At 58.0% G+C, this 15,096-nt stretch carries 19 protein-coding genes; 1 reads left to right on the top strand and 18 read right to left on the bottom strand.

Going from position 1 to position 15,096, the window contains the following annotated elements; all coding sequences use genetic code 11:
* Positions 1-66 precede the first annotated feature (66 nt).
* The 17 genes from ACODS3_RS11310 to ACODS3_RS11230 all read right to left on the bottom strand — a co-directional run bounded on the left by ACODS3_RS11310 (position 67) and on the right by ACODS3_RS11230 (position 13,349).
* Positions 67-627, bottom strand: a complete 561-nt coding sequence (locus tag ACODS3_RS11310) for a DUF1285 domain-containing protein (RefSeq protein ID WP_201019242.1) — start codon at positions 625-627, stop codon at positions 67-69.
* A 9-nt stretch (positions 628-636) separates the two neighbouring features.
* Positions 637-1,239, bottom strand: a complete 603-nt coding sequence (locus tag ACODS3_RS11305; protein ID WP_201019243.1) for a DUF4823 domain-containing protein — start codon at positions 1,237-1,239, stop codon at positions 637-639.
* Between the two features lie 164 nt (positions 1,240-1,403).
* Positions 1,404-2,057 carry a TetR/AcrR family transcriptional regulator gene (locus ACODS3_RS11300; protein ID WP_200999730.1) on the bottom strand — a complete coding sequence of 218 codons (654 nt, stop codon included), beginning with the start codon at positions 2,055-2,057 and terminating at the stop codon, positions 1,404-1,406.
* Between the two features lie 121 nt (positions 2,058-2,178).
* Entirely contained in the window at positions 2,179-2,823 is a 645-nt protein-coding gene (locus ACODS3_RS11295; RefSeq protein WP_201019244.1) for a LysE family translocator, read from the bottom strand.
* Between the two features lie 409 nt (positions 2,824-3,232).
* Positions 3,233-4,021 carry a TatD family hydrolase gene (locus ACODS3_RS11290; RefSeq protein WP_200999732.1) on the bottom strand — a complete coding sequence of 263 codons (789 nt, stop codon included), beginning with the start codon at positions 4,019-4,021 and terminating at the stop codon, positions 3,233-3,235.
* Positions 4,022-4,035: 14 nt separating this feature from the next.
* On the bottom strand, positions 4,036-4,392 hold the full coding sequence (locus ACODS3_RS11285) for a PilZ domain-containing protein (protein WP_122317574.1): 357 nt from the start codon (positions 4,390-4,392) through the stop codon (positions 4,036-4,038).
* Positions 4,393-4,425: 33 nt separating this feature from the next.
* A complete protein-coding gene (locus tag ACODS3_RS11280) occupies positions 4,426-5,412 on the bottom strand; it encodes a DNA polymerase III subunit delta' (protein WP_489034293.1) in 987 nt (328 codons plus the stop codon).
* Positions 5,405-6,037, bottom strand: coding sequence for a dTMP kinase (gene tmk, locus ACODS3_RS11275; RefSeq protein ID WP_200999734.1), 633 nt, complete (start codon positions 6,035-6,037; stop codon positions 5,405-5,407). The genes ACODS3_RS11280 and tmk overlap by 8 nt, the downstream gene beginning before the upstream one ends.
* A gap of 19 nt (positions 6,038-6,056) precedes the next feature.
* Complete coding sequence (gene mltG, locus ACODS3_RS11270) at positions 6,057-7,184, bottom strand: endolytic transglycosylase MltG (protein ID WP_201019247.1); 1,128 nt, start codon at positions 7,182-7,184, stop codon at positions 6,057-6,059.
* A gap of 3 nt (positions 7,185-7,187) precedes the next feature.
* Complete coding sequence (pabC, locus tag ACODS3_RS11265) at positions 7,188-8,003, bottom strand: aminodeoxychorismate lyase (RefSeq protein WP_489034290.1); 816 nt, start codon at positions 8,001-8,003, stop codon at positions 7,188-7,190.
* Entirely contained in the window at positions 8,003-9,247 is a 1,245-nt protein-coding gene (gene fabF, locus ACODS3_RS11260; RefSeq protein WP_489034288.1) for a beta-ketoacyl-ACP synthase II, read from the bottom strand. The genes pabC and fabF overlap by 1 nt, the downstream gene beginning before the upstream one ends.
* Positions 9,248-9,356: 109 nt before the next feature.
* Entirely contained in the window at positions 9,357-9,593 is a 237-nt protein-coding gene (gene acpP / locus ACODS3_RS11255; protein WP_200999738.1) for an acyl carrier protein, read from the bottom strand.
* A gap of 191 nt (positions 9,594-9,784) precedes the next feature.
* On the bottom strand, positions 9,785-10,528 hold the full coding sequence (fabG, locus tag ACODS3_RS11250; protein ID WP_200999739.1) for a 3-oxoacyl-ACP reductase FabG: 744 nt from the start codon (positions 10,526-10,528) through the stop codon (positions 9,785-9,787).
* A gap of 15 nt (positions 10,529-10,543) precedes the next feature.
* Entirely contained in the window at positions 10,544-11,482 is a 939-nt protein-coding gene (gene fabD / locus ACODS3_RS11245; protein ID WP_200999740.1) for an ACP S-malonyltransferase, read from the bottom strand.
* Between the two features lie 117 nt (positions 11,483-11,599).
* Positions 11,600-12,622 (bottom strand): phosphate acyltransferase PlsX, encoded by a 1,023-nt coding sequence (gene plsX / locus ACODS3_RS11240; RefSeq protein WP_201019250.1) that lies wholly within the window; start codon positions 12,620-12,622, stop codon positions 11,600-11,602.
* Between the two features lie 4 nt (positions 12,623-12,626).
* On the bottom strand, positions 12,627-12,809 hold the full coding sequence (rpmF, locus tag ACODS3_RS11235; protein ID WP_003179396.1) for a 50S ribosomal protein L32: 183 nt from the start codon (positions 12,807-12,809) through the stop codon (positions 12,627-12,629).
* Positions 12,810-12,821: 12 nt separating this feature from the next.
* The gene (locus ACODS3_RS11230) at positions 12,822-13,349 is read right to left on the bottom strand and encodes a YceD family protein (RefSeq protein WP_095067405.1); all 528 of its coding nucleotides are present in this window, start codon (positions 13,347-13,349) and stop codon (positions 12,822-12,824) included.
* Between the two features lie 106 nt (positions 13,350-13,455).
* Between ACODS3_RS11230 and ACODS3_RS11225 the strand changes: the two genes are divergently transcribed.
* Complete coding sequence (locus ACODS3_RS11225) at positions 13,456-14,034, top strand: Maf family protein (RefSeq protein ID WP_489034283.1); 579 nt, start codon at positions 13,456-13,458, stop codon at positions 14,032-14,034.
* 51 nt (positions 14,035-14,085) lie between these two features.
* Here ACODS3_RS11225 and sppA read toward each other — a convergent pair whose 3' ends face one another.
* Positions 14,086-15,090: a signal peptide peptidase SppA gene (sppA, locus tag ACODS3_RS11220; protein ID WP_201019252.1), complete on the bottom strand. Its 1,005-nt coding sequence runs from the start codon at positions 15,088-15,090 to the stop codon at positions 14,086-14,088.
* Positions 15,091-15,096 lie beyond the last annotated feature (6 nt).

Below are 15,096 nucleotides of genomic sequence, written 5' to 3'. Positions count from 1 at the left end.
ACAGGGAGCGGCACTTTAACTGTCGCGATGCCAGCAGGCAATTAACCCTGCAGGCAAGGGACAGGCTCAGGGCTCCAGGCCAATAGTGAAGAATGAGCCATGGCTCCATACACCCAGCCAGCTCTGGCCGTCCACCTGACGCGAAACCGCCAGTTCGACCAGTTCATAAAACACATTACGGTGGATCAGCGCTTCAAGATTGTTGCGCACATGCACATAAGGCGAGGGCTCCTGGGTGACAGGATCGATCAAGACCCGAATCGGATGATCTGGCCCGGCCTCGACTTCATCCTCGACATGAGTGACAAAACGCAGAATCTGCTCTTCACCCTCACCACTCACGTGCAGGCCGACCGCCACGAAAGGTGCATCATCGACCTTGATGCCCACCTTCTCCACGGGAGTGATGAGGAAATAATCATCGCCATCACGACGCAGGATGGTGGAGAACAGACGGACCATGGGCTTGCGGCCAATCGGCGTGCCCAGGTAGTACCAGGTGCCGTCCCGGGCGATACGCATGTCGATATCGCCACAGAAATCAGGGTTCCACAAATGAACAGGCGGTAGCCCTCTGGTTGCGGGGATCTGCGAAAGCAGATCGCTGGCCTTGCCTGAATCACTCATGTCTTGCCTCTAGCGCTCTACACCCAACAACATACGAGCGTAGTCCTCAAGGGGCGGACCAAGCAAATCTTCAGGCTTGGTATCGTAAAGTGTCAGCAATCCGCCACGGCTGCGAATCCGGGCGCTGTCGATCAGATAACGAGTACTGGTTTCGATCAGCATCAACTGGATGACGCCACGGTCGATACCCAGGCGATCCACGGCTTCCTGATCGGCCCATTCATCGTAGGTCCCGATACGGTCATCAGCCTTGGCAAAGCGCGTGTAGAGCAAGTAGTGCGCACCGGCACTGCGCGCTTCGGTCATCGCCTCATCCAGACCTATCGGTGCCTGGGCACGGCGGACCATGGGGAAGTATTCGACAAAGCCTTTGAATGTTTCTTCAGCGACCACATTGGGACGCGGATAAGCACGGCCAGGCGGCACGAAAGCGCCCTGGGCGATATAGATGAAGGAGTCCGGCTGAACGCGCCAGTTACCCAGACGACGGGTTTCACTGTGATCGAGCAGGCCCGCATCGCTGAACTGCTCACGAACCCCCTCCCCCATATCACTGACTTTCATGCAACCACTCAACGCCAACAGCGTCAGCAATAAAACCAGGCTACGCATCATACCCTCCCAGATGCCGGTGACGGAAAACCGGCGAATGGTCGTCGGATGCAGCTTCCGCGCCAAACAAGACGCGAGAGGGTCAATGTGGGAGCGAATTCATTCGCGAGAGGCCGATGAATCCTACAAATGTGGGAGCCAGCCATCAGACCTTTGAAATAGCCCTACAGGTCCGGTTTTGCATCCGGCAGTGGATCGCTGTCGCGCTTGCGCTTGTTGCCCATGCGCACGCCGATATCCATGAGGAAGTGGAAAAAGCCTTCCTGATCTTCCAGCACATTGCTCCAGAACGGCGAGTGATACAGCGCCACAGCGCCATGCACCAGCGCCCAGGCAGCACAGTAGTGGTAATACGGAGGCACGTCTTCAAGCTTGCCTTCGGTAATCCGCCCTTTTATCAGCAAGGTCAGATGCTCGAAGTTCGAGGCGCGGATCTTGTGCAGCTCTTCGACCAGTTCGGGAACCTGATTGCCCTTGACGACTTTTTCTTCCAGACGATCGAAGAGGCGATAACGCTGCGGGTCGCGCATGCGGAACTCGAAGTAGGCACGCGACAGCGCCTCCTTGTCCTTGTCGACGTCGGCAGAGTGCAGCAGCTCGTTCAAGTCGCGCTCGTAGTCGAGCATCAGCCGCAGATAGATCTCGGCCTTGGACTTGAAGTGCTTGTAGATCGTGCCTTTGCCTATGCCTACGGCATCCGCGATCATCTCGACGGTGACACTGTCTTCACCCTGTTCAAGGAACAGCTTTAGCGCGGTGTCGAGAATTTCCTGCTCACGGCGGCGAAATTCACGGATCTTACGAGGTTCTTTCTGCATAAGAAGATCTGTAGGGATCAAAATCGAAGCCGCGTATTATGCCCAAATGGCGCCAGATTGCACGGATCATCCGACCATCTCACCGCATATGGATGAATTGACGCCGCAATTACCCTTCTGGCTACTCAAGCGCAGGCCGCCCCACGAACTCCATGTAGCCGGTAATCACAACGTAAAGAGTGAAATAGGCAAAGATCAACGCCGAGGCAATATAAGACCACTTCAGCATCTTCTCGCCCATGAGTCGCCCACCCTGATGAGCCAGCGCGCACAGGGTAATCGACCAGACTACGCCCGCCGCGAGAAACCCTGCCAGAAAGGACGAAGCACTCGACAGGTCCGAGCCTTGCCGGGCAATCAGCGCCCCGCCAACTGCCGCGAACCACAGAATCGCACTGGGCGAAGACATGGCCAGGAAAATACCGCGAAAGAACAACGATGGTGCCGTAGTACCCAACTGTGCGCCCCCGCTTTCGATACCGGCACTGACACCAACTGCACTTTTCATCATTTTGAAGCACAGGTAAGCCAGTACCGCCGAACCTCCCAGCCAGAGCACATAGCGCACCGCTTCATATTGCAGAAGGACAGCCATGCCCAGCATGGCCAGAACGGCGTACACCAGATCCCCTACGCAAGTCCCCAACCCCAGCCATAGCCCCCTGGAAAACCCTCGCTGCATTGAAAGCGTGATCATTGCGATATTGGCCAGCCCGATGTCCAGACACAGCGAAAGACTCAGCAGGAAACCATTGGAAAATTCCACTCACAACCTCGAAAACTCAGCCACCCTTGCAGTGCAACGAAGGCAATCAGGACAGGAAATGACTCGTCGGACAGCGCCCGGAATCAAGAACATCGGAATTATCGCCCTATCGGCGTATTTCATTTCAAATCAGGGACTTTCAGTAAAGAGGTAAAAATCCACTCAGCAGAGCCGCTCATTGAGCAATCAATAAGCGGTTTAGTATTCCAAAACTGTTTAAAAAATGAACACCCTATACTGGACGCACCACAATCCTGATCAATACTCAAAACGCTGGCGTGTCATACACCCCCAAGTGACAGGCCGGTAAAGGTGCCGATGGACAGCGTACCTTTGTTTTACTCCTAATGGTCTTAACCCGGTTTCACCCCCCAGAATCCGGGTTTTTTTTGCCTGAAATTAAGGAGCTTCAGCGCTTCGGCACACGCGCCAACGGAAACAGCCGGGCAAAGTTTTCGGTGGTCTGCTCGGCAAAACGCTCGTAGGGCTCGCCCCGCAACATCGCCAGGAACTCAGCCACTTCACGCACGTATTGCGGCAGATTTGGCTTGCCGCGATAAGGAATCGGCGCCAGATAGGGAGAATCGGTCTCGACCAGCAGGCGATCGGCCGGCACCTGTCGCGCCACATCCCGCAGCGCATCGGCATTGCGGAAGGTCACGATGCCGGACAGCGAAATATAGAACCCCAGGTCCAGGGCCGCCCTGGCCATTTCCCAGTCTTCGGTGAAGCAATGCAGCACGCCAGCCTGAGGCAAGGCGGCTTCACGCAACAGGTTCAGGGTATCGGCACGCGCCCCACGGGTATGGACGATGACAGGTTTGCCCGTGGCACTGGCCGCCTGCAAGTGCAGACGAAAGGAGGCCTGCTGAAGCTCGGCGGCCTCGGGCTCATAGTGATAATCAAGGCCCGTTTCGCCAATCGCCACCACCCGCGGGTGATTCAGCTCGGACAGCAGCCAGTCCAGGGCAGGCGCTTCGCCAGGCTTGAGATCCAGCGGGTGAATACCCACCGAGCAGTCCACGTCGTCATAACGCTCGGCCAGGGCCTTTACGGCACCGGCATTGTCGGCACTGACACCGATGCATAGAAAATGCCCGACGCCTCTGCCACGCGCGGCTTCAAGGGCAGCGTCCAGAGAGCCATCGTGCTGGGTGAGGTCAAGGCGGTCGAGGTGACAATGCGAATCTACAAGCATGGGTAAAGAGACAACTACATCGTATGAGTGGGACGGTCGGACTTGAGAGCACCAACCAGATAGGTTTCGATCAGGTTACGAGCGGTATTGTCACCGTCGTTGAATTGCACGCCGACACCGGCAGCCCGGTTGCCCTGCGCGCCCTTGGGAGTGATCCAGGTCACCTTGCCGGTCACCGGAACCTTCTCCGGCTCATCCATCAGATTGAGCAGCATGAACACCTCATCGCCCAGCTTGTAGCTTTTGCTGGTGGGAATGAACAGGCCGCCATTCTTGATGAAAGGCATATAAGCCGCATACAGCACGGACTTGTCCTTGATGGTCAGGGACAGAATGCCGTTCCGTGGACCCGTACTAGGTGGCAAACTCATTGCAACTCCTCAAAGGTTCCCAAGACTGCGAGTCTACGCCTGTCCAGGCAGGCCTGCCCACTGCACCAGCAAAGCTTCAAGCAACAACACTCGATTGAGATTGGCCTTGGACATGACTTTCTGCCGCTGCGCCAGTACCCAGTCCTGAATCTCCAGCACCTTGGTACGAGGCGTCTTTTGCGCCAGATACTGCACGACCTTGCGCATATCGCTCAAGCCAAGCCCGTCTTCATCCTGAGTCAACTGGTAACGCAGCATCAGGTGCGACCAGTCGCAGAACCAGTCGAAGAGCAGCAGCAGCGGAATATCCTTCCAGCCTTCCGCCAGTTGGGTCGGCGATTGCTGCTGCTTGAGCAGTTTTTTCACACCATCCACCACCTGAGCCCGCTGCTCGCGAATACCTTGAACCTGAAGCGAAACCGCCGCCAGAGGCGAACCGGCAGCCAGGGTCAGCAGCTCCAGACGCTCATCATCCGTGCTGTCCGGCAAGGCTGTTGCCAGCCATTCCAGGCTGGCCTGCTCGCTGGGCAATGGACAAGCCTGCTGCACGCAACGGCTTTTGATCGTTGGCAGCAACCGGCTGGGCTGATGGCTGACCAACAGCAGAACAGTATTGCCCGAAGGTTCTTCAAGGCTTTTAAGCAGCGCGTTGGCAGCGTTGATGTTCATCGCCTCGACAGGCTCGATCAGCACCACCTTGCGCCCGCCCATCTGCGCGGTCTGCACGACGAAACTCACCAGATCGCGAACCTGATCGACCTTGATGGGCTTGTCTGCCTCTTCAGGCTCCAGCACGTAATTATCAGGATGGCTACCCGCCGCCAGCAACAGACAGGACTTGCACTGCCCACAGGCATCGAGCCCTTCAGGGCGCTGGCACAACAAGGTGTGCATCAGACGCTCGGCCAGCGCTCGCTTGCCGATCCCCACAGGACCATGCAACAGGTAGGCATGAGCGTGCTGGGAACGACCGGCCATCTGTTGCCACAGAGACGTCTGCCACGGGTAGGCTTCAGCCACGTTGCCGCTCCAGCAACTCGGGCAGCAACGCATCCAGAGACGACTGAACCTGAGCCAGTGTCTGCGCCGCATCCACCAAACGGTAACGGGCAGGCTCGGCTTGCGCCCGCGCCAGATAGGTACTGCGCACCGCATCAAAAAACGCCCGGCCTTCCTGCTCGAAACGATCCAGCCGGCCTCGGGCAGCGGCACGCGCCAGGCCCACTTCAACCGGCAAGTCGAACACCAGCGTCAGGTCTGGACGCAAGGCACCCTGGACAAAAGTTTCCAGCGCCGCGATGCGCTCATGGGACAAACCGCGTCCGCCGCCTTGATAGGCATAGGTGGCATCCGTGAAACGGTCACACAGGACCACCTCACCACGCGCCAGTGCAGGACGAATGACTTCGGCCAGATGCTGGGCGCGGGCGGCGAACACCAGCAGCAGCTCGGTATCGGCAGACATGGCTTCGTCGCTGGGTGCCAACAGCAACTCACGAATACGCTCGGCCAGTGGCGTGCCACCGGGTTCACGGGTCAGCAGTACCTCGACACCCTGGGCGCGCAATTGCGCTGCCAGATAATCACGGTTGGTGCTTTTGCCGGCGCCTTCCGGGCCTTCAAGGGTGATGAACAAGCCAGTCACAGGCAATCCTTAGTTATTTTCATTGCGAGGCCGAATCTGTTGGCGGTGCATCGGGCGTAGCCGCAGGTTGAGACTCCGGGGAAGTCGAACCGGACCCGGCAGGTGCTACCGGAATGGGTGCCGGGCTGGATCGGTAATCCGCACGACGCTTGAGCTGGTATTCGCGTACCGCTGCGTTGTGGGCATCCAGGTCGTCGGAGAACACATGGCTGCCATCCCCTTTGGCTACAAAGTACAGGCTGGTGCCTGATACGGGATTGAGGGCAGCATTAATGGCTTCTCGCCCGGCCAGAGCAATCGGTGTCGGCGGCAAGCCGGAAATGACGTACGTGTTGTAAGGCGTCGCCTCTTTCAGGTTGGCCCGGGTCAGCTTGCCGTTGTAGCGCTCACCCATGCCGTAGATCACCGTCGGATCGGTTTGCAGCAGCATGCCCAGCGCCAGGCGACGGACAAACACCCCGGCAATTTCACCGCGCTCGCGAGGCACGCCGGTTTCCTTTTCAACCAGCGAGGCCATGATCAAGGCCTGGTACGGGTCCTTGTACGGCAAATCCGCCGCCCGCTTGCTCCACTCCTCCTCCAGCACATCTTCCAGACGGTTGTAGGCCTGCTTGAGCAATTCGGCATCGGTCATGCCACGCACATAGCGGTAGGTGTCGGGAAAGAAACGCCCTTCAGGGAAGACATCGGAATGCCCAAGCCTGGCCATCAACTGGCTGTCGCTCAATCCGCTCAGGGTCTGTTCAAGTTTGGGCTGTTTGGCCAATGCAGCGCGTACCTGCCGGAAGTTCCAGCCTTCCACCAGCGTCAGGCTGTACTGCACGACTTCCTTGCGCTTCCAGACACCAAACAGCGCCTGTACGTCCATGCCCGGCGTCATGCGATATTCGCCACTGTGCAGCGGCTGCTCGGCCAGATTGAAACGCCAGTAAAGACGCAGCCAGAAGGCATCCTTGATCACGCCGTCGGCCTGCAGGCGATTCAACACCAGGGACGGTGAAGAGCCGACAGGTACGTCCAGCAGTTGTTCCTGGGTGACATTCAGAGGTTGCCTCAACGCTTCCCGTTGCTGCCACCAGGCAAAGCCCAGCGCCAGACCTGCCAGGACTACAGCGATTTCCAGCAATACCAGTATTTTTCGGATCACGAATCAGTTATCCAGAAGTGCTCGAGCAATGTCTTGCAGTTTACGGGTGAGCGGACCAACCGGCCAGTTCAGCCTTGAAAAGCCACGCACCGGCCACACCCCATAAACGCTATTGCACAGAAACAGCTCATCCGCCTGTTCAAGGTCGGACAAGTGCAGGTCACGGATATCGACAGCAATACCCTGATTTCGTGCCTGATCCAGCAACTCGGCACGCATCACGCCCGCCACGCCACAGCGACTCAGGTCAGCGGTCAGCAAGCCACCCTCGCGAACCAGAAACAGATTGCTGTAGACCCCCTCGATCACGCGACCGGAGGTATCGCACATCAGGCCTTCGGCATGCTCGCTGTCTTGCCACTCGGAGCGGGCCAGCACTTGCTCCAGACGGTTCAGGTGCTTGATGCCAGCCAGCAACGGCTGCTCGGCCAGTCGGGTCTTGCAAGGAAAAAGACGTACACCCTGCTCGGCATGAGCTGGCGGATAAGCAGGCGCCGCAGCCCCCTGAAGGATGCGGCGCGAACGGGTATCAGCGGCTGGAGCATAACCGCGCTGGCTATCGCCACGGGTCAGAATCAGCTTCATGACCCCGTCGCCCAGTTGCGCAGCGAAGCGGGTCATTTCAGTACGAAGCAGCGCCTGATCGGCCGGAATGGCCAAACGCTCACAGGACGTTCCAAGGCGCTGTATATGACGCTCGAAGAGCAACGGCTGCCCCTTCCTGACGGCGATGGTTTCAAATACACCATCGCCATAGGCAAGACCTCTGTCCTTGAGGGACAGAGAGTCTTCGGGACAGCCATCAACCCAGGCGAGCATCACTCGCTGAACCGACGGAACACCAGCGAGCCGTTGGTACCGCCAAATCCGAAGGAGTTGGAGACTGCAACATCGATCGGCATGCGACGCGCCTCATGAGGCACGAAGTCCAGATCACAGCCTTCGTCCGGCTCATCCAGGTTGATGGTTGGAGGAGCGACCTGATCGGCAATCGCCAGCACACTGAAAATCGCCTCGACCGCGCCTGCAGCACCCAACAGGTGACCGGTCATGGACTTGGTGGAGCTGACTGCCAGCTTGTAGGCGTGATCACCGAACACCGACTTGATCGCCGAGGCTTCAGCCAGGTCGCCAGCAGGTGTCGAAGTACCGTGAGCATTGATGTAGTGGACCTGATCGGTATTGAGCTTCGCATCGCGCAGCGCATTGACGATACAACGTGCAGCACCGGCACCGTCATCGGGTGGCGAAGTCATGTGATAGGCATCACCGCTCATGCCGAAACCAACCAGCTCGGCATAGATGGTCGCGCCACGCGCCTTGGCGTGCTCAAGCTCTTCGAGCACCAGTGCGCCCGCACCATCGGAGAGGACGAAACCGTCGCGCCCCTTGTCCCACGGACGGCTGGCACGCGCCGGGTCGTCGTTGCGGGTAGACAATGCACGCGCCGCACCGAAACCGCCCATGCCCAGACCGCAGGCAGCCATTTCGGCGCCGCCGGCGATCATGACGTCAGCTTCGTCGTAAGCGATATTGCGCGCCGCCATGCCGATACAGTGCGTAGCCGTGGTACAGGCTGTGGCAATGGCGTAGTTAGGACCCTGTGCCCCCAAATGGATGGACAGGAATCCGGAAATCATATTGATGATCGAGCCCGGTACAAAAAACGGAGAAATCCGCCCCGGCCCCTGATCATGCAGCAGACGACTGCTGTTTTCGATGTTGGTCAGACCACCGATACCCGACCCCATGGCAACGCCAATGCGTTCGCGGTTGGCATCCGTGACCTCAAGACCCGCATTGCGCACAGCCTGAAAGCTGGCGGCCAGGCCGTATTGAATAAAGAGATCGAGCCGACGCGCTTCCTTCGGCGCCAGGTATTCTTCGACATTGAAGCCTTTGACCGAACCACCGAAGCGGGTGGTGAAGGCCGAAAGGTCCGTGTGCTCGATAAGGCCAATGCCACTGCGGCCCGCCAGAATACCTTGCCAACTGCTGGGTACATCGTTACCCAATGGCGAAAGCATGCCCATCCCGGTGACCACGACGCGTCTACGCGACACAGGACTCTCCTTCTCTATTATTGACAAGACATCGCTTTTTCAAAGAAAAAACCGCACGCCGGTAAGAGCAGTGCGGTTTTCACATCACAGCAACAACGATTACAAAGTCTTAGCCCTGGTGGCTGTTGACGTAATCGATAGCAGCTTGAACGGTGGTGATCTTTTCCGCTTCTTCGTCAGGGATTTCGGTCTCGAATTCCTCTTCCAGAGCCATTACCAGCTCAACGGTGTCCAGGGAGTCAGCACCCAGGTCTTCAACAAAGGAAGCGTTGTTAACGACTTCTTCTTCCTTGACGCCAAGTTGCTCGGCAACGATTTTCTTGACGCGCTCTTCGATGGTGCTCATACCTAGTTTTAACTCCTAGTGGAAATGTTCAGGCATCTGGCCAGAGGGTAAGTGTATAGAAGAGGTTTTGCTGATTTCAAGCTTAACGCTCCTCCACCGAACCTCACCCGCCCTTTGCCTATTTGTAGATTGCAGTTTTACAACGGATTTTAGACAGCTCGTATGACACTTTTTGAAACGAACATCCACTTTTAGCTCATGTACATCCCGCCGTTAACCGGGATTGTAGCTCCGGTAACGTAACCTGCGCCTTCGGACGCAAGAAAAGCGACAACATGCGCAATCTCTTCAGCCTGACCCAGACGTCCCAGCGGGATCTGGGTGATCAGGGATTGACGCTGAGCTTCAGGCAGCTCGCGCGTCATGTCTGTATCGATGAAACCTGGTGCCACCGAGTTGACGGTAACGGCACGCGAACCGACTTCACGAGCCAGCGCACGACTGAAACCTTCAAGCCCCGCCTTGGCGGATGCATAGTTTACTTGACCTGCGTTGCCCATGGCACCGACAACAGAGCCAATGCTGATGATACGACCCCAACGAGCCTTGGTCATGCCACGCAGAACGCCCTTGGACAGGCGGAACAGACTGTTCAGGTTGGTATTGACGACATCATGCCACTCGTCATCTTTCATGCGCATCATCAGGTTATCGCGGGTGATACCGGCATTATTGACCAGAATCAGCGGCGCGCCGACACGCTCCTGAATCGTTGCCAGCACCGAATCCACGGACTCGGCATTGCAAACGTCCAGCGCCAGGCCGAAGCCTTCGATGCCGTTTTCCTTGAATGTCGCAGAGATGCGCTCGGCACCCGACTCAGAGGTCGCAGTACCCACGACGACTGCGCCATTGCGCCCCAATTCCAGGGCAATGGCTTGACCAATACCACGACTGGCGCCAGTCACCAGTGCAACTTTACCTTGCAGGCTCATGCAAGCTTCTCCTAATCAGGCCAGTGCCGCGCGTGCGGCGGCAAAGGCGTCCGGGGTATCCAGGTTGTAGGTAATCACGCCTTCGGCGCAACGCTTGTTCAGACCAGCCAACACCTTGCCCGGCCCACATTCCACCAACTGGGTCGCACCATGGCTTGCCAGGCTCTGGATGGATTCCACCCAGCGTACCGGCTTGTACAACTGCTCCAGCAGATCACGCTTGAGCGTGACCAGATCATTCACGGCAGCAGCACTGACATTCTGCACCAGAGGGATGACAGGTGCCTGCCATTCGATGGCTTCGATGGACTCGGCAAAACGCTCGGCTGCCGGACGCATCAGCTCACAATGGGACGGCACACTGACCGGCAATGGCAATGCACGTTTTGCGCCACGGGCCTTGCACAGCTCCATCGCACGCTTCACCGCCTCGGCGGCACCCGCAATAACCACCTGGCCCGGCGAGTTGAAGTTCACGGCGCTGACCACTTCACCCTGAGCGGCTTCGGCGCAGGCTGCGATGACATCGGCATCGTCCAGCCCCAGGATTGCAGCCATACCGCCCTGACCGGCCGGAACAGCTTCCTGCATCAACTGGCCACGGCGCTCGACCAGCTTGACCGCATCGGCAAGGCTGAGGCTCTGGGCAGCGACCAGCGCACTGTATTCGCCCAGGCTATGACCGGCGACGAACGCAGGAACGGCACCGCCCTCGGCCAGCCATACATGCCAAAGGGCAACGGAGGCCGTCAGGATTGCAGGCTGGGTCTTGTCGGTCTGGTTAAGCGACTCGACCGGACCTTGCTGGGTCAACGCCCAGAGGTCATAGCCCAGAGCATCGGATGCCTGCTCAAAAGTATCGAGGATCAACGGATGCTGTGCGCCCTGCTCGGCGAGCATGCCGAGCGATTGCGATCCTTGCCCCGGAAAGACGAATGCGAGGGATGCAGACATGTAACAGGCCCCTGAATTGTTGTCGTCGAAAATAGGCGTCCGGCAATGCCGAACGCAGGAATTCAAATTTGCATGACTGCACGTTTGGATGACTGGCCAGTCGATTGCGTCACATTTTCAGGAGTCACTGCTTTGCAGTAACACTTCCAGCCGCCCGCGCAGGCGTTGCGGCAGGTTTTCCCGAACCTCGATCAGCGCCCGCTGAATCGCACTCTCGAACCCCTGGGCACTGGCCGAACCATGACTTTTGACCACAATCCCCTGCAAGCCCAACAGACTCGCACCGTTATGCCTTGCAGGCGCAAGTTCAGCCTGCAGACGCTTCAACAGAGGCATTGCCAGAACCCCGACCGCCTTCGCCATCAGGTTGCGCCTGAACAGCTCATCCATTCGTGCAGCAATCATGGTCGCCAGCCCTTCGCTGGACTTGAGCAGCACATTGCCGACAAAGCCGTCACAGACCACTACATCCGCCTCGCCGCGATACAAACCATCGCCCTCGACGAAACCGATGTAGTTGAGCCCTTTGGCCGCCTGCAACAACGCGGCCGCCTGCTTCACCTGCTGATTACCCTTGATGTCCTCGGTGCCGACATTGAGCAAGGCAACCCTCGGGCTCACAACCCCAAGCGCCTCGGCCGTGACCGCCCCCATGACCGCAAACTGGTAAAGAGCCTCGGCAGAGCAATCGACATTGGCCCCCAGGTCCAGCAACTGGCAATAGCCGTTGCGGGTAGGAATGGCGGCAATCATCGCCGGCCTGTCGATACCCGGCAGGGTCTTGAGCACGAAGCGCGACAACGCCATCAACGCACCGGTATTGCCCGCACTGACACAGGCCTGAGCCTGACCATCAGCCACAAGCCCCAAGGCAACACGCATCGAAGAATCAGGCTTGCCGCGCAACGCCTGGGACGGACGCTCGTCCATGGTGACCACTTCGCTTGCATGAACAATATGCAGGCGCGAGCGATCCACACCAGGATGGCGGGTAATCAGTTCTTCAAGTAAGGGAGCTTGGCCGACAAGGGCCAGATGAAGCGAGGGCGTAGCAGTCAGGCACGCGAGGCTTGCCTGAACAATGTTGCGGGGACCGAAGTCCCCGCCCATTGCGTCGATCGCAATGATCGGAGCGGACAAGAAATTACTCGTCAGCGCCCTTGTCGATCACTTTACGGCCACGGTATACGCCTTCTGGCGATACGTGGTGACGCAGGTGAACTTCACCAGTGGTCTTTTCTACGGACAGAGTGCTTGCCTCAAGAGCGTCGTGCGAACGACGCATGTCACGGGCAGAGCGGGATTTTTTGTTCTGCTGAACAGCCATAATGATTAACTCCTAAACGTTTGGGTCACGCTTTAACTGCGCCAATACACTGAACGGGTTGGACCGCGTTACCTCGTCCACGCTCGGTTCGGGCTCATCGAGACCCGCCGGTTGCTGGCATTCTTCCGGATGATGAGCAGGCACAATCGGCAAGGCGAGCAAAAGCTCCTCCTCGATCAATGCCAGCAGATCCAATGGATCTTCGCCCAGTTCCAGCACGTCATAACCTTTCGGTAACGACTGGGTATTCGCACCCTCCTTCACCACCGCGTAACTGCACTCGCTGTGGATCGGCAGGGTGACCAGCTCAAGACAACGCTGGCAAACCATCTTGACCGAGACGTCGATGGAACTGTGGATAACCACAGACCGGCGCTCGTCACGCTCGAAAACGAATTTAGCCTGCACCGTACCGACATTGTCGGAAAGCGGGTCGCAGAGTCTCTCCAAATCGGCAAGCAGCACTTCACCTTGAAGGGTAGTGCCACGATCAGCCAATTTGCGCGGGTCAACGTGAGGTGGAATCGGGTCATTCAACATAGGCGCAGCATTCTAGGGATGCCCCCTTGGCATGTCAAAGGAAATTCAGGCCTGTTCGCAACTACGACCTCTCATTAGAATCGACGCTCAGCCCACGGAGAACCGTATGCCATCCCTGCTTCTCGCCTCCAGCTCACCTTATCGTCGCGAACTGCTTGCCCGTTTGCGCCTGCCATTTGCCTGCAAATCGCCCGATATCGACGAAAGCCGCCATGCCGACGAGAGCGCAATCGACCTTGTGCAGCGCCTTGCACGGGAAAAAGCCCAGGCACTTGCCCACGAATATCCGGACCACCTGATCATCGGCTCCGATCAGGTTGCCGTGCTTGGCGGACAGATTCTCGGCAAACCCCACACCTTCGAGCGCGCCCTGGAACAACTGTCAGCGGCCAGCGGCACAACCGTCACCTTCCTTACCAGCCTGGCGCTGCTAAACAGCAAGACCGACCACTGCCAGGTCGACTACGTGCCATTCAGCGTCCACATGCGCAACCTGGACAAAGCCAGCATCGAGCGCTACCTGCATGCAGAGCAGCCTTTTGACTGCGCCGGCAGCTTCAAGGCCGAAGGACTTGGCGTAAGCCTGTTCCGCAGCACCGAAGGCAGCGACGCCACAAGCCTGATCGGCCTGCCACTGATTCGTCTGGTGGACATGCTTATAAATGAAGGGATCACTATTCCCTGAGCCAGAAACAAACAACCCGACCAATGGTCGGGTTGTTTGCTCAATCAAAGATCAGCGCAACACTGGCCCGCTAAAGCCGGCCCACATCGCAATCCGCTCCGCGATACTGGCGCCCAGCTTTTTGGAGAACCGGTCAAAAGGCGACTCCTGAATGGTGTAATCGACGATCTCTTTCTCGCCGATCACTTCACGAGCCACATAGCTCGCACTGCCCAGACCATCGACCAGACCCAGCGAAACAGCCTGCTCACCGGTCCAGACCAGCCCCGAGAACAGCTCGGGATGCTCTTTATCCTTCAAGCGATCACCGCGCCCCTGCTTGACGCTGGCAATGAACTGGCGATGCGTCGTGTCCAGCACGCTTTGCCAGAACTGCGTCTCGTCAGCCTTCTGCGGCTGGAACGGGTCAAGGAAAGCCTTGTGCTCGCCCGAGGTATAGGTCCGGCGATCCACACCCAGCTTCTCCATGATCCCGACAAAACCGAAACCGGCAGCCGTCACACCAATGGAGCCCACCAGACTGGCCTTGTCGGCGTAAATCTGGTCAGCAGCGCTGGCAATGTAATAGGCACCCGAAGCACCAAGATCGGTGATGACCGCGTACACCTTGATATTCGGCTTCTCGGCACGCAGGCGACGGATTTCATCGTAGACATAGCCCGACTGGACAGGGCTGCCGCCAGGACTATTGATACGCAGGATCACACCCTTGGTCTTGGCATCCTCGAAAGCGGTGCGCAGGCTGCCGACAATATTGTCGGCACTGGCCGACTCCTTGTCCGCAATCATGCCCTGCACTTCGATCAAAGCGGTGTGGCTTGCCCCGCGTGAAGCGCTCTTTTCCATATCCATGAGCGGCGTGAACAACAGCAACATGGTGAACAGATAGGCAAAGGTCAGAAATTTGAAAAAGATGCCCCAGCGGCGCGCACGACGCTGCTCCTGAACACCGGCCAGCAGGGTTTTCTCCAACAGCTTCCAGCTTTTTGCATCTTCCTTGCCAGCAACGGTGTCATCCGTTTTTTGCGAGGCAGGCGCTTTCCATTCGTCAGACATATTTCA

Source organism: Pseudomonas sp. FG43 (genome assembly GCF_057809175.1).
This window is presented reverse-complemented; position numbering and strand designations above follow the sequence as displayed.